14 protein-coding genes are annotated in these 16,171 nt (G+C 53.1%); 11 read left to right on the forward strand and 3 right to left on the reverse strand.

Going from position 1 to position 16,171, the window contains the following annotated elements:
• Positions 1–4 precede the first annotated feature (4 nt).
• Positions 5–1,201 carry an amino acid aminotransferase gene (locus ACMHXH_RS02460; RefSeq protein ID WP_335911688.1) on the forward strand — a complete coding sequence of 399 codons (1,197 nt, stop codon included), beginning with the start codon at positions 5–7 and terminating at the stop codon, positions 1,199–1,201.
• An 85-nt stretch (positions 1,202–1,286) separates the two neighbouring features.
• On the opposite strand, the gene serC is transcribed toward ACMHXH_RS02460, so the two are convergent.
• On the reverse strand, positions 1,287–2,381 hold the full coding sequence (serC, locus tag ACMHXH_RS02465; protein ID WP_071475575.1) for a 3-phosphoserine/phosphohydroxythreonine transaminase: 1,095 nt from the start codon (positions 2,379–2,381) through the stop codon (positions 1,287–1,289).
• Between the two features lie 60 nt (positions 2,382–2,441).
• Positions 2,442–5,081: a DNA topoisomerase (ATP-hydrolyzing) subunit A gene (gene gyrA, locus ACMHXH_RS02470; RefSeq protein ID WP_101096456.1), complete on the reverse strand. Its 2,640-nt coding sequence runs from the start codon at positions 5,079–5,081 to the stop codon at positions 2,442–2,444.
• A gap of 358 nt (positions 5,082–5,439) precedes the next feature.
• Here gyrA and ubiG point away from each other — a divergent pair, with 358 nt between their 5' ends.
• The 10 genes from ubiG to ACMHXH_RS02520 all read left to right on the forward strand — a co-directional run bounded on the left by ubiG (position 5,440) and on the right by ACMHXH_RS02520 (position 15,913).
• Positions 5,440–6,150 carry a bifunctional 2-polyprenyl-6-hydroxyphenol methylase/3-demethylubiquinol 3-O-methyltransferase UbiG gene (gene ubiG, locus ACMHXH_RS02475; RefSeq protein ID WP_335911687.1) on the forward strand — a complete coding sequence of 237 codons (711 nt, stop codon included), beginning with the start codon at positions 5,440–5,442 and terminating at the stop codon, positions 6,148–6,150.
• Between the two features lie 4 nt (positions 6,151–6,154).
• Positions 6,155–6,823 (forward strand): HAD family hydrolase, encoded by a 669-nt coding sequence (locus ACMHXH_RS02480; RefSeq protein ID WP_144361490.1) that lies wholly within the window; start codon positions 6,155–6,157, stop codon positions 6,821–6,823.
• A 484-nt stretch (positions 6,824–7,307) separates the two neighbouring features.
• Positions 7,308–9,596 (forward strand): class 1a ribonucleoside-diphosphate reductase subunit alpha, encoded by a 2,289-nt coding sequence (gene nrdA / locus ACMHXH_RS02485; RefSeq protein WP_335911722.1) that lies wholly within the window; start codon positions 7,308–7,310, stop codon positions 9,594–9,596.
• Between the two features lie 59 nt (positions 9,597–9,655).
• Complete coding sequence (nrdB, locus tag ACMHXH_RS02490; RefSeq protein ID WP_025010421.1) at positions 9,656–10,786, forward strand: class Ia ribonucleoside-diphosphate reductase subunit beta; 1,131 nt, start codon at positions 9,656–9,658, stop codon at positions 10,784–10,786.
• Entirely contained in the window at positions 10,755–11,090 is a 336-nt protein-coding gene (gene yfaE, locus ACMHXH_RS02495; protein ID WP_071475569.1) for a class I ribonucleotide reductase maintenance protein YfaE, read from the forward strand. Before nrdB ends, yfaE begins: the two co-directional genes overlap by 32 nt.
• A 98-nt stretch (positions 11,091–11,188) precedes the next feature.
• Positions 11,189–12,430: a glycosyltransferase family 4 protein gene (locus tag ACMHXH_RS02500; protein WP_335911686.1), complete on the forward strand. Its 1,242-nt coding sequence runs from the start codon at positions 11,189–11,191 to the stop codon at positions 12,428–12,430.
• 29 nt (positions 12,431–12,459) lie between these two features.
• Complete coding sequence (locus tag ACMHXH_RS02505; RefSeq protein WP_039032992.1) at positions 12,460–13,317, forward strand: hypothetical protein; 858 nt, start codon at positions 12,460–12,462, stop codon at positions 13,315–13,317.
• 1 nt (position 13,318) lies between these two features.
• On the forward strand, positions 13,319–13,738 hold the full coding sequence (locus ACMHXH_RS02510; protein WP_052247922.1) for a hypothetical protein: 420 nt from the start codon (positions 13,319–13,321) through the stop codon (positions 13,736–13,738).
• Positions 13,728–14,948 carry a glycosyltransferase family 4 protein gene (locus ACMHXH_RS02515; RefSeq protein WP_186300046.1) on the forward strand — a complete coding sequence of 407 codons (1,221 nt, stop codon included), beginning with the start codon at positions 13,728–13,730 and terminating at the stop codon, positions 14,946–14,948. The genes ACMHXH_RS02510 and ACMHXH_RS02515 overlap by 11 nt, the downstream gene beginning before the upstream one ends.
• Entirely contained in the window at positions 14,948–15,913 is a 966-nt protein-coding gene (locus ACMHXH_RS02520) for a hypothetical protein (RefSeq protein ID WP_144361487.1), read from the forward strand. The genes ACMHXH_RS02515 and ACMHXH_RS02520 overlap by 1 nt, the downstream gene beginning before the upstream one ends.
• Positions 15,914–15,943: 30 nt before the next feature.
• On the opposite strand, the gene ACMHXH_RS02525 is transcribed toward ACMHXH_RS02520, so the two are convergent.
• On the reverse strand, positions 15,944–16,135 hold the full coding sequence (locus ACMHXH_RS02525; protein ID WP_083399733.1) for a YciI family protein: 192 nt from the start codon (positions 16,133–16,135) through the stop codon (positions 15,944–15,946).
• Positions 16,136–16,171 lie beyond the last annotated feature (36 nt).

Raw genomic sequence — 16,171 nt, forward strand, 5'->3', positions numbered from 1 at the left:
CCCTATGTTCAGCACACTCAAGGCGATGCCAGCCGATCCCATTCTTGGGCTGCTCAGCCAATATCGCGACGACCCTCGCCATGAAAAAATTGATTTGGGCGTTGGTGTCTATAAAGACATCTTGGGAAATACCCCCATCCTCGACTGCGTTAAGACCGCCGAGCAGCGCCGCACCGCCACAGAAACCACTAAGGTGTATATCGGCCCTGCCGGTAGCAGTGATTTCAATCGTCTCATTGCCGAGCTGGCATTCGGTGAGCAGCACCCTACCCTGAGCGCAGGACGCATTCGCAGTGTATCCACTCCCGGCGGTACAGGCGCGCTGCGGGTCGCAGCCGACTTTATTAAACGTTGTCGCCCAGGCGCAACCATTTGGGTCAGCGATCCTACCTGGGCCAATCACACCGGACTTTTTGAGGCGGCCGGTCTCAAGGTTGAGCGTTACCCTTACTATGACTACGCCACCAAGGCGCTGAAGTTTGATGAAATGCTCGCCAAACTCAACACTCTTGGGGAAAACGATGTGGTGCTGCTGCATGCCTGTTGTCACAACCCATCGGGCCAGGACCTCAGCACCGAGCAGTGGGACCAAGTGGTACAAGTCGCCGTCAAACGCGGTTTTACCCCGCTTATCGATATGGCTTACCAGGGCTTTGGTGACGGTGTCGAAGAAGATGCTTACGGCGTTCGCAAGATGGCAGCGGCCGTGGAAGACATGTTGCTCTGCTCCTCTTGTTCAAAGAATTTTGGCCTTTATCGCGAACGTATCGGCGCTTGCAGCATCATAGCCAACAACAGTGCTGCCGCCGATGTCGCCTTGTCGGTACTGCTTTACGTGGTGCGTTGCCTCTACTCCATGCCGCCTGCCCATGGTGCCGCGTTGGTGGAAACCATTCTCGGCGACAATCAGCTCAAGCAGCAGTGGCTGGATGAACTCAAGGTGATGCGTGACAGGATAAACGGTAACCGTGCCATTCTGGTTGAGCGTTTAAAGGCGGTAGGCGTCGAGCAGGACTTCAGCTTTATCGCCCGCCAAAAAGGGATGTTCTCCTTCCTTGGGGTGTCGCCAGAGCAGGTTGAACAACTTAAGCAGGAGTTCGGTATCTATATGGTGGATTCAAGCCGGATAAGTATCGCCGGGATAAGCGATAGCAATGTCGATTACCTTGCCAAGTCTATCGCCAAGGTGTTGCAAGATTAAAATTGGAGAGTGAGATGAAAAAAGCGAATGCCGAGGCATTCGCTTTTTTATGGGATAGTTGTAATAAAACGATTTTCGCCAGGGTTCAGCTGCTGTGCTTCGCCGCAAACGCCTTCATAAAAGCAACCAGGGCCTCAACGCCGGCCAAAGGCATGGCGTTATAGATACTGGCACGCATCCCGCCGACAATTCTGTGCCCCTTAAGAGCCACCAAACCTGCGGCCTCCGCCTCTTTCAGGAACTCACCATTGAGCGACTCATCGGCCAATTGGAAAGTCACATTCATCCGCGAGCGGTTTGGCGTCGCCACACCATTGCGGTAAAAGTCCAGTTCATCGATACAGGCATAAAGCAGTTCGGCCTTGGCTTTGTTGAGCTCTGCCATCGCCTCGATACCGCCCACCCGGTGCAGCCACTCAAACACTTCGGCCGCCAAATACCAGGCAAAAGTAGGGGGAGTGTTAAACATGGAATCGTTTTCGGCCGCCAAGCGATAATCCATGATGGACGATTGCGGCATGGCCGGCAAAGCCAGCATCTCTTTACGCACTATCACTATGGCCAAACCGGAAGGGCCGATATTTTTTTGCGCCCCGGCATAAATGAGCCCGTAACGACTGACATCGATTTCACGGGACATGATAGTGGATGACATATCCGCCACAATTGGCCAAGGAGACTCCAACTCTTCAAAAATTTCGATACCATCTACCGTCTCGTTAGGGCAATAGTGCACATAACGATACTTGCCACTATCACCTTCCAGCTTAGGCAAGGTTACTTTGTTGAGTCCATTGATCTTTTCAACTATGCTTTGGCTATCAATCCTGTCATCTCCGGCCAGCTTCCTGGCCTCTGCCGTGGCTGATCTTGACCACTGACCGCTCTCCAAATACAGGGCTCTGCCGTTATTGCCCAAAAAATTATTCACGACAGCAGAGAACTGACCGCGACCACCGCCATGCATAAACAGTACATGGTAATCTTCGGGAATATTCATCAGCGAGCGTAATCTGGACTCGGCAGCCTTGGTGAGATCGATAAAGGCCTGACTGCGGTGACTGATCTCCATGACGGAGACACCGTGCCCCTGCCAGTCCAGTAATTCCTGCTGGGCTTTTTGCATTACCGCGGCCGGCAACATGGCTGGTCCGGCACAGAAATTATAAATCGTGCTCACTTCATTGTTCTCCTTGAAAAAAAGAGCGTCCAACTGGACGCTCATATATGCTTGATGCTGTTATTCCTGCTCGGCTTCAGGTGCTTCGGGCGCTTGGCCTTCAGTATCCTCGGCGGCAGGTTCGGCCGCTATGGGTTCGCCGTTTTCATCGAATTCCACTTCGTCTTCATCAGACTGGATTTCATCGATACGCTGTAAACCCACCACGGCCTCGTCACCGGCAGTGCGGATAATGGTCACGCCCTGGGTATTACGGCCTATGATAGAAACGCCGGCCGCCGGGGTTCTCACCAGTGTGCCCTTGTCGCTGATCAGCATTATTTCATCATTGTCGCCAACCTGAACCGCGCCGACTACGGCGCCGTTACGCTCGCTGACCTTGATGGAAACCACACCCTTGGTAGCACGGCTCTTGGTTGGGTACTCACTCAGCTCGGTACGCTTACCAAAACCATTTTCTGTCACTGTCAGAATGGCACCATCTTCTTTTGGCACTATCAGTGAAACCACTTCCTGACCATCTTCGAGTTTGATACCGCGAACACCGGTGGCGGTACGGCCCATGGCGCGCACCTGATCTTCGCTGAAGCGTACCACCTTACCTTCGTTGGAGAACAGCATGATTTCGTTGCTGCCATCGGTCAGGTCAACGCCGATCAACTGGTCACCGTCTTTCAGGTTAACGGCGATAATGCCGTTGGCTCTTGGACGACTGTACTCAATAAGCGATGTCTTCTTCACTGTGCCGTGGGAAGTCGCCATGATGATATACTTGTCGGCTTCGTATTCACGAACCGGCAGAATCGCCGTAATGTGCTCGCCCTCAGACAATGGCAGCAGGTTCACAATAGGTTTACCGCGCGACTGACGGCTGGCCAGCGGCAACTGATAAACCTTGAGCCAGTAGAGCTTGCCGAAGTCGGAGAAGCACAAAATGGTGTCGTGGGTATTGGCAACCAACAGTTTCTCAACGAAATCTTCGTCTTTAACCTTGGTAGCCGCCTTACCCTTACCGCCGCGGCGCTGCGCTTGGTAATCGCTCAGAGGCTGATACTTGGCATAACCCAAATGCGACAGGGTTACTACCACATCTTCTTCGCAAATAAGGTCTTCGAGGCTGATATCCACGGCTGAAGCATTGATCTCGGTGCGACGCTCGTCACCATATTGCTCAAGTACTTCTTCCAACTCTTCTTTGATCACTTCCATCAGACGCTCTGGGCTTCTGAGGATATGCAGCAATCCAGCAATCAGCTCCAGCAGTTCTTCATATTCCTGGAGGATCTTCTCGTGCTCAAGACCGGTCAGACGGTGCAGACGCAGCTCTAGGATAGCCTGGGCTTGCTGCTCAGTCAGATAGTAGAGACCATCGCGAATACCAAACTCCGGCTCCAGCCACTCGGGACGGGCGGCATCATCACCGGCTTTTTCCAACATGCCCTGCACGTTGCCGAGCTGCCAACCGGTTTCCACCAGTTTAACCTTGGCTTCGGCCGGTGTTGGAGAGGCCTTGATCAGCGCAATCACAGGGTCGATGTTGGCCAGGGCGATAGCCAGGGCTTCCAGAATATGCGCGCGTTCGCGGGCTTTACGCAGTTCAAACACGGTTCTGCGGGTGACCACTTCGCGGCGGTGCAGAATAAAGGCTTCCAGCATCTCCTTGAGGTTAAACAACTTGGGCTGGCCATTGGTCAAAGCCACCATGTTGATACCAAAAGAGGTTTGCATCTGGGTCTGGGCATAGAGGTTGTTGAGTACCACCTCGGCGACTTCGCCGCGCTTGACCTCAACCACAATGCGCATACCGTCTTTATCAGACTCATCGCGCAGGCCGCTGATGCCTTCAATTTTTTTGTCTTTTACCAGCTCGGCAATTTTTTCAATCAAACGAGCCTTGTTCACCTGGTACGGGATCTCGGTAACAATGATCCGCTCGCGGCCATTGTCTTCGGTTTCCACCTCAGCACGGGCGCGCATAATCGCCTTACCGCGGCCGGTACGGTACGCTTCCTCTATGCCTTTCTTGCCATTGATAATGGCGGCAGTCGGGAAGTCCGGGCCCGGGATATACTCCATCAACTGTTCGATAGACAGCTCAGGTTCTTCAATAAGCGCCAAACAGCCTTTAACCACTTCGTTCAGGTTATGCGGCGGAATATTGGTGGCCATGCCCACCGCAATACCGGAGGAACCGTTGACCAGCAGGTTGGGGATCCGGGTCGGCAATACGGCCGGGATCATTTCGGTGCCGTCGTAGTTGGGGACATAATCGACGGTTTCTTTCTCAAGGTCAGCCAGCAGTTGATGCGCCAGCTTTTCCATACGAATTTCGGTATAACGCATGGCCGCCGCGGCATCGCCGTCGATGGAGCCGAAGTTACCTTGACCATCTACCAGGGTGTAACGCAGCGAGAAAGGCTGTGCCATCCGCACTATGGTGTCGTATACGGCGCTATCACCATGAGGGTGATACTTACCTATCACGTCACCGACAACACGTGCCGACTTCTTATAGGGTTTGTTCCAATCGTTTTTCAGCTCGTTCATCGCAAAGAGTACGCGGCGATGCACCGGCTTGAGGCCATCGCGTACGTCTGGCAATGCCCGCCCGACGATAACGCTCATGGCGTAATCCAGATAGGAGTTCTTTAGTTCGTCTTCAATATTTATTGGCGAAATTGATAAAGCCAGATCAGTCATAAACTGCTCGATCCCCTTAAATTAGCTGACAACTTGTAATCCGTGTCATTGTCGAGCCCAACAAACGTGATTTGGCATTCTAACACAGTTATTTAATGTCGGAAGTCCTTAAAGCCGCCTTTGCAGCCAAAAACGCCAAGGGCATGATACAAGTCGCGAGCAGGGGCTGATATCACTGTCATAGACATGAGTTCCGTTGTTGTTTTTATCATCAAAAACCGAATCTTGCTGATATTTTGTCCAGCTTTTGGCCTTTAGTGCCGCCGATCACATTGAGGCGCCAATTTATACTGCCCTTCCCTATGGCTTATATGGTTATAATAGGCGCATCCTTAATATTGCTGTTTCAGGTCCGAATATGTCTTCTCAACCCAATGTCGACCCTCAGGAAATTGCCAAGTTTGAAAGTATGGCCGCCAGTTGGTGGGATCCTGCCGGTGAATTCAAGCCGCTGCATGAACTCAACCCACTGCGCCTTAATTATATAGATGCCCAATCCGGCGGTATCTTTGACAAACTGGTGCTGGATGTCGGCTGTGGCGGCGGCATTCTTTCCGAGAGCATGGCCCGCATTGGCGCCAAGGTCACCGGGCTGGATATGGGTTTTGAGCCGTTGGAAGTCGCCAGGCTGCATGCGCTGGAAGCCGGCGTTAGCATAGACTACCTGCAAGAAACTGCCGAAGTGCATGCCCAGAATCATCAGGGGCATTACGACACAATTACCTGTATGGAAATGCTCGAGCATGTACCGGATCCGCAATCTGTGATCCAGGCTTGTTGCGATATGGTCAAGCCCGGTGGTTGGGTGTTCTTCTCCACCATTAACCGCAACATCATGTCCTGGGTGCAAACCATACTCGGTGCCGAGTATGTGCTGAAAATGCTGCCGCCCGGAACCCATGACCACAGTAAGTTTATCCGCCCATCCGAGTTAATCGCCATGGCGGAAAACACTGAACTATTGTGTCGTGACGCGCTGGGCATAAAATACAACCCCTTGAGTGGCGTATTCAGTTACACCAAGAGCGTTGACGTCAACTACATGATTGCCTGTCAGCGCCAGGACTGATGCCATGACGCCTAAGCTGCCGTTTCAAGGGATTCTGTTCGACTTGGATGGAACTTTGGTGGATACCGCCGAGGACCTGACCGAAGCGCTGGCCTTGGCGCTGGCATCCCATGGGGTATCGATAGAAGATAAGCGCAAACTTTTGCGCACTCTGGCCTCTCACGGCTCGCTTGCCATGGTGCAAGCCGCCGTGCCCCAAGCCTCAGCCGAAGAGCAGGAGCATCTCCGGCAAGCGATGCTCAGGGAATATGATGCGGTCAACGGCCAAAAAGCCTGTTTGTTTGAAGGCATAGAAGCCTTGCTGGACAGTGCCCGTTCAAGAGCTATGCCGCTGGGGATTGTCACCAATAAACCAGCGCGTTTTACCCGTCCCTTGTTAGAGCGCATCGGGCTGCTTAAACGCTTTGATGCTGTGATCAGTGCCGATACTACCCTCTATCGCAAGCCCCACCCGGCTCCTATGTTACTGGGGGCCCAGCAGCTTAACTGCGCGACCGAACGTATTCTCTATCTTGGCGATGCAGAGCGCGACATAGCCGCGGCGCAGGCGGTTAATATGCCCTCTGCCATCGCCATGTGGGGATATCTGGCGGCAGAGGATAAACCGGCAGACTGGGGCGCAGATTGGCAGTTGAACCATCCACAGGCAGTAATGTCTCTGCCATTGTGGTAACAAGGTAAGAAAAACGCTAAATCGGCACTGTTTTCCCGAGGGGACAAGGCCTTAATGAAAGTCGCAGTCCGGATGCTACTTTAACCGAGCGGATCTGCGCAAGATCGCGGATCGCTGCTTATTTTAGCAGTCGATCACCTTGAGTGAGATCGCTTAATTTTCAACCATGATGACTGTGCGCCAGCAATGATGCAGCTTTGCGGAATCGGCCATTCAATATCCTCAAGATATCCACAAGATATACCCAAAACTCAGGCTTGCAAAAAGTGCCATACCTCACTATCTTGTTATCCAAGATATAGAAAAACACCATATCTTGTGTATCAGTCGCAATCAAACATACTAGTCTTGCACTGAAAACTCCCGGTTAACAGAGCCCACTCGGGCCGCCGTCGTTAACTGTTCGGTTGATTGTTTTACAAGGGAAGGTTTAATGACGCCGACGCGTCATTGTCACAGATATTACAACCAAGGCCTATCTTCAATGAATAGCACTATGACAGTTACCAAACGCAGTGGCGCACGCGAGACCATAGATCTCGATAAGATCCATCGCGTTATCACCTGGGCAGCCAAAGGATTAAACAACGTCTCGGTCTCCGAGGTGGAGTTACGTTCTCACCTGCAGTTTTACGATGGTATTCCCACTGAAGCCATCCATGAAACCATTATCAAGGCCGCAGCCGATCTGATCTCTCCCGACTCTCCGGACTATCAGTTCCTGGCCGCCCGCCTTGCTGTTTTTCATTTGCGTAAGAAAGCCTTTGGTCAGTTTGAGCCGCCAAAACTGGTTGATCATGTCAGCAAGTTGGTTGCCATGGGCAAGTACGACAAGCACCTGTTGGAAGACTACAGCCGTGAAGAGTTGGATGTACTCGACAGCTATATCGACCACTGGCGCGACATGAACTTCTCCTATGCTGCCGTCAAACAGCTGGAAGGCAAGTATCTGGTACAAAACCGTGTGACTCATGAAGTCTACGAAAGTGCCCAGTTCCTCTACATTCTGGTCGCCGCCTGTCTGTTTGCCCGTTATCCGAAAGAAACCCGGCTGCAGTATGTCAAAGACTTTTATGATGCGGTTTCTACCTTCAAGATCTCTTTGCCGACCCCTATCATGTCCGGTGTGCGTACGCCGACACGTCAGTTCAGCTCTTGCGTGTTGATCGAGTGTGATGACAGCCTGGATTCTATCAATGCCACGGCCTCATCCATCGTCAAATATGTCAGCCAGAGAGCCGGTATCGGTGTGAACGCCGGCCGTATTCGCGCCCTGGGCAGCCCTATTCGTGGCGGCGAAGCCTTCCACACAGGTTGTTTGCCTTTTTACAAATATTTCCAGACTGCGGTGAAATCCTGCTCCCAGGGCGGCGTTCGCGGCGGTGCTGCAACCCTGTTCTACCCTATCTGGCACCTGGAAGTTGAATCGCTGCTAGTACTGAAAAACAACCGTGGTGTTGAAGACAACCGTATCCGTCACCTGGACTATGGCGTTCAGATCAACAAGCTGATGTATCACCGGATGATCAAGGGCCAAAATATCACTCTGTTCAGCCCATCGGACGTTCCCGGCTTGTATGATGCCTTCTTTGCCGATCAGGACGAATTCGAACGCCTGTATGTGAAATATGAGCAAGATCCGAGCATTCGCAAGAAGACCCTTAAAGCGGTCGAGCTCTTCTCGCTGATGATGCAGGAGCGCGCCTCCACAGGTCGCATCTATGTGCAGAACGTGGATCACTGTAACACCCACAGCCCCTTCAACGCCGAAGTGGCCCCTGTGCGTCAATCCAACCTGTGCCTTGAGATTGCCCTGCCAACCAAGCCACTGAACAACATTGACGATCCCAATGGCGAAATCGCCCTTTGTACTCTGTCAGCGCTGAACCTGGGTGCGATAAAAGACTTGGGCGAACTGGAAGGCCTTGCCGATTTGGCCGTGCGCGCCCTGGATAACCTGCTGGATTACCAGGACTACCCTATTCCCGCTGCCAAGACGGCATCGATGAACCGCCGCACTCTGGGTATCGGGGTCATCAACTTCGCCAACTATCTGGCCAAGAACGGCGTGAAATACTCTGATGGCAGCGCCAACGGCCTGACCCACAGAACATTTGAAGCCATACAGTACTACCTGCTCAAAGCCTCGATGAATCTGGCCAAAGAGCTGGGTGCCTGCCCGCTGTTCCATGAGACCACTTATTCTCAGGGGATCATGCCGGTAGATACCTACAAGCGGGATCTGGACAAGATTTGTGATGAGCCGCTGCACCTGGATTGGGATGCCCTGCGTCACGATATCAAGCAGCATGGCCTGCGTAACTCGACTCTGTCGGCACTGATGCCATCCGAGACCTCTTCGCAGATCTCCAACGCCACCAATGGTATTGAGCCTCCACGCGGCCTTATCAGCGTCAAGGCCAGTAAAGATGGCCAGCTCAAGCAAGTGGTGCCCGATTTTGATGAGCTCAAGGACAAGTACGAGTTGCTGTGGCAGATGCCCAGCAACGACGGTTACCTGCAGTTGGTGGGTATTATGCAGAAGTTTGTCGATCAGGCGATTTCGGCCAATACCAACTATGACCCATCCAAGTTTGAAAGTAACAAAGTTCCAATGAAGCTGCTGCTCAAGGATCTGTTGACCGCCTACAAACTCGGGGTCAAAACCCTTTATTACCACAACACCCGGGACGGTGCTTCCGACAAATTCGATGACATTACCAGCATCGAGAAGGAAGACGACGGTTGTGCCGGCGGCGCCTGCAAGATTTAAGCAGGATTAAGTAACAAGTTCGGGGCCCAGGTGGCCCCGTTGTTTGGAAAGAGTAGATCATGGCTTATTCAATTTTTTGTCAAACCCCCAACGATGCCACCCGCGAACCTATGTTTCTCGGTCAAGCGGTTAACGTGGCCCGTTACGATCAACAGAAGTACGAAGTATTCGAGAAACTGATCGAAAAGCAGTTGTCTTTCTTCTGGCGCCCGGAAGAAGTGGATGTCAGCCGCGACAAAATCGATTTTGGCGCCCTGCCGGATCATGAAAAGCATATCTTCCTCTCCAACCTCAAGTACCAAACCCTGTTGGACTCGATTCAGGGCCGCAGCCCCAATGTGGCTTTCCTGCCGCTGGTGTCCCTGCCCGAGCTGGAAACCTGGATTGAAACCTGGTCCTTCTCCGAGACCATTCACAGTCGTTCCTACACTCATATCATTCGCAATATTGTCAACGACCCATCCGTGGTGTTCGATGACATAGTGGTCAATGAGGAGATCCTCAAGCGCGCCGGCGATATTGCCGAGTATTATGACCGCCTTATCGAGCTGACTCAGTTGTATCACCTGCATGGTGAAGGCAAGTTCGACGTTAACGGTCGCACCCTTGAAGTCACTACCCGCACCATCAAAAAAGCCCTCTATCTGTGCATGATGTCGGTCAATGCGCTCGAAGCGATACGTTTTTACGTCAGCTTCGCCTGCTCCTTTGCCTTTGCCGAGCGCAAACTGATGGAAGGCAACGCCAAGATCATTCGCCTGATCGCCCGCGATGAAGCTTTGCACCTGAACTCAACCCAGCACATTATCAACCTGATGCAGGGTGGCAAAGATGATCCTGAGATGGGTGAAATCGCCAAAGAGTGCCAGCAGGAAGCTTACGATCTGTTCCTGCGCGCCGCCGAGCAGGAAAAGGCCTGGGCCAAGTACCTGTTCAAGGATGGCTCCATGATAGGCCTGAACGAAACCATTCTCTGCCAATATGTGGAGTTCATTACCAATCAGAGAATGAAAGCGGTTAACCTGGGCGCACCATACAGTGAGCAGAGCGATCCCCTGCCCTGGATGAAAAACTGGCTGGAAAGCGATGCCGTACAGGTGGCGCCTCAGGAAGTGGAAGTATCATCCTATTTGGTCGGCCAGATAGATTCGGCTGTCGATGACGATGAGTTCTCCGACTTTGACCTTTAACAAAGCCCCTATCGTGCTGCTGCGCGGAGAGCCCTTGCTGCTGTATACCACAGAGCACAGGACTCTCCTGGCAGCGCTTGAAGCCCGTAAGGTGAGCATTTTTTCCGAGTGCCGCAGCGGGTTTTGCGGCGCCTGCAAGACCCGGGTGCGCAGTGGCTCGGTCACTTATCTGACCACGCCATTGGCCGAGTTAAAGGCGGATGAATGCCTGCCCTGCTGCTGTGTGCCTACGGAAGATCTGGACTTGGACCTCTCCAGCGAAGGTGCCGACATGCCGCTGCTGCGGGTTAAACATTTGGCCTGAAACAAGCGCAAAAAACGCCGTCAATGGCAGATCTCCTACAGTCAAACAAGCGTTTTTTCGTTGTAAATCCTGCCTGACTCCGGTACTCTGCCGGACTTATGAAATCAGACTCAAGTTATTCATTCAAAAGTCTTTATTGCGCTTTTGACCGCTACCCTCTGCCCAAAGGCGCTTCGACCCATATACGTTATATGGCGTCAACCCTGTTTGCCTTCCAGTCCCCCGGTATGCTCTATCTGCAAGGTGATCCCCAGATGCCTTCCTGGCAGCAGGAAACCCTGTCACTCGGCAGCAATCCCAGCGAGGTAAGCAGTGAGGTCAGTATCGTCAGGCACCAGCTAAACCCAAGTTCGGGCAATAACGTACTTGCCAAGGCGCTGGACTATGCCAATCAGCTTGGGGCGCTGCTCAGGCAAAATCGCGATACCCTGACATTGGCGCAGTTTCGTGATCCCTGGGCGGGGGTGCCTTTGCTGGATCATCGCAAGGACAATCCAGCGCTCAAGCTAGTTTATGAGGTCAATGCCCTGCCCAGCATAGAGCTGCCTATTCACCTGTCGCTGCCGCGAAAAACCCTGGCCAAAATCAGCGCCTGGGAGCAGCGTTGCCTGGATGGTGCCGATCTGATTGTGACCCCATCAAGAATCACGGCTGCCGGCCTTGAAAAACGCACTACCACTCCAGTAGTCTATCTGCCAAACGGCGCCGAGTTGCCGCCTGCCGAGCCATTGAGGCAAGCAGAGGATGCGAGGCTACCCAGGCTCATCTATTTTGGTGCTGCCCAGCGCTGGCAGGGGCTTAGGGATCTGCTCAAAGCCTTTGCCTTGGTGCGTCAGCAGTTGGAGGTCGAATTGGATCTCTGCCTGTCACTCGAAAATCGCCAGGCCCGGCAGGTAAAGGCCTGGCTCAAGTCCATGGAACTGGAAGATTGTGTTTCGCTGCATTTTGGGCTGGACCAAGCCAGTCTCAGGCAAAAAATCCAGGCCGCGAGCGCGTCTTTGGCGCCGCTCACGCCCTGCAGGCGCAACATGCTTCAGGGATGCTGCCCTTTGAAAGTACTCGAATCCATGGCTTGTGGCACCGCAGTTATCGCCTCGGATCTACCTGTCATTCGTGAGCTGGTAACCCATGAAGTCCATGGGCTCTTGGTTCCCCCCTCCAGGCCCTCCGAGCTCGCCAGAGCCTGTATTGAGCTGCTCAGTCAACCGGCCAAGGCCAAAGATTTGGGCCTCAAGGGCCAACAAAGGGTGACAGAGCAGTTCCAATGGCAACAGATCTGCACTCAACTCAGCGACTTGTATCAACAGCTGAGCCAAGGCCCCATGCAAGCTACCGCTTAATAGCACCTGTTTAATGTCAAGGAAACGATATGGAAACAGCCATAAACCCTTTTAACGCCCCGCTTCACTACTGGCGAATGCGCAAAGTGTTCAAGCAGTTAACCCCGGTGGAGCAAGAATTTATCCGCACCAGGAAGTTGGATGCAACCCATTCGACCCAGCACTGGTTACTGTTTCTCAAGCGCCTGACCCGATTGGATCGTATGGGCAGCCCATTGAGACGCCAGTTTCGCCGCAGCCGCAATTGGTTAATAGGTTTCACTATTGTCAGCATATTCCTGCCCGTACCTCACCTGGTGGTGTATGCCTTGGTGGGTTTGACTCTGGCCTCGATATTATTGCTTCACAGCTGCAACAATATGGACGTCAACGACAATGTGCGCACCGGCCTTATCAAATTGATGCAGGTACTGGCGATGGAGACCAACAGCGTGCAACTGAAACTGGATCTCGACTCCATACACAAGCGTAAGCCGGCCCGAACCGAAAAGCCTGAGAAAAATACCCAACTGGCCTACTTTGAAGTGCCACTGTTGCAATTCAGGGCCAAACTCAAGGACGGCAATGAGCTGCAACTGCGGGTGGATGATGTTATCTGTCGTCGTAAACGCACCCGTCGCAACGCCCGAGGCAAAGTCAAAACCAAGATCAAGTACAAGGGACGGCGCAGCATTCGCAGCTGCCTGACGCTGAATGCTGAATATTATCATCTACGCCAGGGTAAACTGGCACCAACGAGCAAGGCACAGACTCAAAACGGCATCACCAAGGTGAAATCCAACTCCACCTTTAAATTTATCGGTGAGTCACGTTTGATGGATGCCGAGAATATTCTCAGAACCATCGCCAAGTCCTATCAACAGACCAGTATTCGAGCCAGGGGATAATATGAGTCAGTGTCAGTTAAAAGTCGGTTTTTTCACCCTCAGCCCTTGCGGCCAACCTGCCGTTGGCAGTTGCAGTGAGTGCCAAGCCAGTGTCTGCGAGCATCATCTGGATCCCAAAACCTGTCTGTGTTTCCAGTGCGCCGCCAAACCCTTGAAGGTCGGCAAGGAAGTCTATGAAGATCCACACTCAGGCACCAAGTATGAGCAATTGAGCCTACAAGGCGTTAAACCTGAGGATCCGCTTGCCGGTTTCGCCCTCAAGCAACTGTATCTCGGCAGTGCCTGGTACCAACTGCACACCAAACACGGCAGTTACAATAAAGAGTTTGATGCCGAGGACTTTGCCGCTTTTGAGCTCCCTGTCGACGAAGATGATCAGCAGTTGCCGGATTACGAGTACCGGGATATCTATGACAGCTAACCCCAGGCTACTGTGGCTGACTCAACACTACCCGCCGGCCAAAGGCGGCATGGCATTGTCCTGCGATAGACTGGTGCGCCATTTGCGGCGGCTCGGGGTACATATCACCCTTTATCATTTACGCTCCGGCGGCCTGGAAAAGGAGACCGGCTATTTTGCTGAGCAGGGTTGCGATCACAGCTTTCCCATGGGTACAAACCCGGCGCACTCGCTCAATCTTCTGTGGCACAAGCTGGAAGGTGAATATGATGCTGTCGTTGCCTATGGCTATCCCTTCTCCATGCATGCCGGGCGGGTCTTTGCCGCCTGGCTTGGGCTACCGCTCATCACATTGCTGCGCGGCAATGACTTCGACTTGAGTATTCTCGATCATCGTCGCTATCAAGTGCTGCAGGATACGCTGCAAGCCAGCGCGCTGGTATTGACCGTCAGCGCCGACAAGGCAAAACGGGTCAAAGCCCTGTGGCCGCAAGTCAGAGTGCACAACATGAGTAATGGCCTGGATAGCGAACGTTGGCGACCACTGCCGCTGGATAAAGAGCAAGCCAAAGCCTGGCGTTCCAATAACCTGGAAAATCCCAGTCAGCCTGTGATTGGCCTGTTCGGCCATTTGAAAGAGAAAAAAGGTTTGGCCTTTTTTATCGAGACCTTCAAACGCAGCCCCTTGGTACACAACTGCCATCTGTTGTTGATTGGCGAGCTGGATGAAAGCGCCGCCGAGCTATTGCAAACCCTGCCCGAGGGCAGTTACACCCTGGAGCCGTTTCTTGACAGGTATCAGCTGATAAGCCGTTATCTGGTATGCGACCTTATCGCCATTCCCTCTTTCTATGAGGGAACACCCAATGTGCTGCTGGAGGCGGCGGCGCTCAACATCCCTGTGCTCGGCGCCTGCTGCGGCGGTATGGCCGATCTTATCTTCGACAGCCTGCATGAGCGCGAAAAGCATGTCTTTGATGGCCGTTTGACTGACAGTGACGCAGCAAATAATCTCCGCGGCCAAACGGACTCAGGTTATCTGTTTCATCCAACTTCGGCGGAATCGCTTTTGGATGCGTTGGTGCGTTGGCAAACCGATACCGCTTCGATTCGCGCCGCCAAGAGCCAGGCTTTGTACCAAACAGTACTGAGTCAGTGCAGCGCCGAGGCTGAAGCCGAGCGTTATTTTTCTGTCATCAAGTCTCTGGTCGCTCAAACGGCGAGTCACTGATGCTTATCTATTACGCCCCCGGCGGCGGACTCGGGCACTTGAGCCGGGCACTGAAAGTGCTCGGCTTTATCAAGGCGCAGCAAGCGTTGGTGATCACAAGTCCACTGCCGTTAGCGGTCGACACGCTGCTACCAAAGGGCATTCAACACATAAGTCTGCCGCCCGGGCTTCAAAGCCGAGCCGAACTCAGCGCTTGGCTCAAGCAGTTACTGGCATCGCTCAACAAGCAACAAGCGTGTCGGCTCATGCTGATAGATGCCTTTCCCGGGGGCATTTGGGGCGAGCTTGGTGATATCCCCTTGCCTGGCAAACTTGTCTATATCGCCAGATTGCTCAACTGGAATGTCTATCGCCAGCGTATTGCCCATATTCCCCGTTTTCAGCAAATCTGGTTTTGTGAATGGCCGACCCCGGAGCAAGAGCTGGCGCTCTCCAATCAAACGGGCCAACGCTTCTGGCTGCCGTTACTCGGCGAAGACAAGTCCAAAGGCGCAACCCCAAAGGGTCTTGAAAAGCCTAAACAGACTCTGGTGATCCACTCGGGAAGCCTTGCCGAGCAGGCTTTGCTGCTTGAACACGCCACAAAGGCGGGAGAAACGATAGATATTATTGCGCCGCCGCGCCCGAGCGCCGATGCAGGCTTTAATAACAAACCCCTTGATAGCAAATCCCTTGATAAGCGTGCTCTGAGCGAGTTCAACAACTGCAACAACAAAGAGCACAAACCTGGATTAACCCGGTTGCAGCTGTACCCGGCCTCAGATATTGGCTGGCAGTATCAAAGGGTTATCTGTGGCGGCGGCTTCAACCTGGTAAGCGAATATATCCTTCATCCAGGCGCCCTCTTCGTGCCCCTGACCCGGGCGCTGGATCTGCAGCATTTGCGTATCGACCGCGGCTTGGGTGGTTTTTTACCGCCGCCCGGGTTGAGCTCAATACCGAAAGATATCCTCAAGCGGCTTTGAAACGCTCATTTAGTGTTGAAAGCTTGTCACTCAAGGCTGTGACTCGGCTATCCGGGCGTGAATACGGTTGACCTCCAGCAAAGCCGCACTGCCGTACCAAGCTTTAAGTTCCATAATAAGGCTACCGGCCTGAACCGCAGGATCACTGGCCGTCAAGGCTTCAGCCTCAGCCAAACTGGCAACATCAAAGATATAAATCCCCCGCCACTCGCCGCCATCGATAAAGGGCCCGGCATGCCTTCAGTTAGATACCTTGAA

The sequence above is a fragment of the Shewanella sp. BJSY2023SW001 genome, from assembly GCF_047314685.1.
GTDB classification, from domain to species: Bacteria; Pseudomonadota; Gammaproteobacteria; order Enterobacterales; family Shewanellaceae; genus Shewanella; species Shewanella indica.

What these genes read in the sequence shown, in the direction of transcription:
- ACMHXH_RS02460 (WP_335911688.1), top strand. Translation starts at nt 5, where the DNA reads ATGTTCAGCACACTCAAGGCGATGCCAGCCGATCCCATTCTTGGGCTG.
- gyrA (WP_101096456.1), bottom strand. Translation starts at nt 5,081, where the DNA reads ATGACTGATCTGGCTTTATCAATTTCGCCAATAAATATTGAAGACGAA.
- ubiG (WP_335911687.1), top strand. Translation starts at nt 5,440, where the DNA reads ATGTCTTCTCAACCCAATGTCGACCCTCAGGAAATTGCCAAGTTTGAA.
- ACMHXH_RS02480 (WP_144361490.1), top strand. Translation starts at nt 6,155, where the DNA reads ATGACGCCTAAGCTGCCGTTTCAAGGGATTCTGTTCGACTTGGATGGA.
- nrdA (WP_335911722.1), top strand. Translation starts at nt 7,308, where the DNA reads ATGAATAGCACTATGACAGTTACCAAACGCAGTGGCGCACGCGAGACC.
- nrdB (WP_025010421.1), top strand. Translation starts at nt 9,656, where the DNA reads ATGGCTTATTCAATTTTTTGTCAAACCCCCAACGATGCCACCCGCGAA.
- yfaE (WP_071475569.1), top strand. Translation starts at nt 10,755, where the DNA reads ATGACGATGAGTTCTCCGACTTTGACCTTTAACAAAGCCCCTATCGTG.
- ACMHXH_RS02500 (WP_335911686.1), top strand. Translation starts at nt 11,189, where the DNA reads ATGAAATCAGACTCAAGTTATTCATTCAAAAGTCTTTATTGCGCTTTT.
- ACMHXH_RS02505 (WP_039032992.1), top strand. Translation starts at nt 12,460, where the DNA reads ATGGAAACAGCCATAAACCCTTTTAACGCCCCGCTTCACTACTGGCGA.
- ACMHXH_RS02510 (WP_052247922.1), top strand. Translation starts at nt 13,319, where the DNA reads ATGAGTCAGTGTCAGTTAAAAGTCGGTTTTTTCACCCTCAGCCCTTGC.
- ACMHXH_RS02515 (WP_186300046.1), top strand. Translation starts at nt 13,728, where the DNA reads ATGACAGCTAACCCCAGGCTACTGTGGCTGACTCAACACTACCCGCCG.
- ACMHXH_RS02520 (WP_144361487.1), top strand. Translation starts at nt 14,948, where the DNA reads ATGCTTATCTATTACGCCCCCGGCGGCGGACTCGGGCACTTGAGCCGG.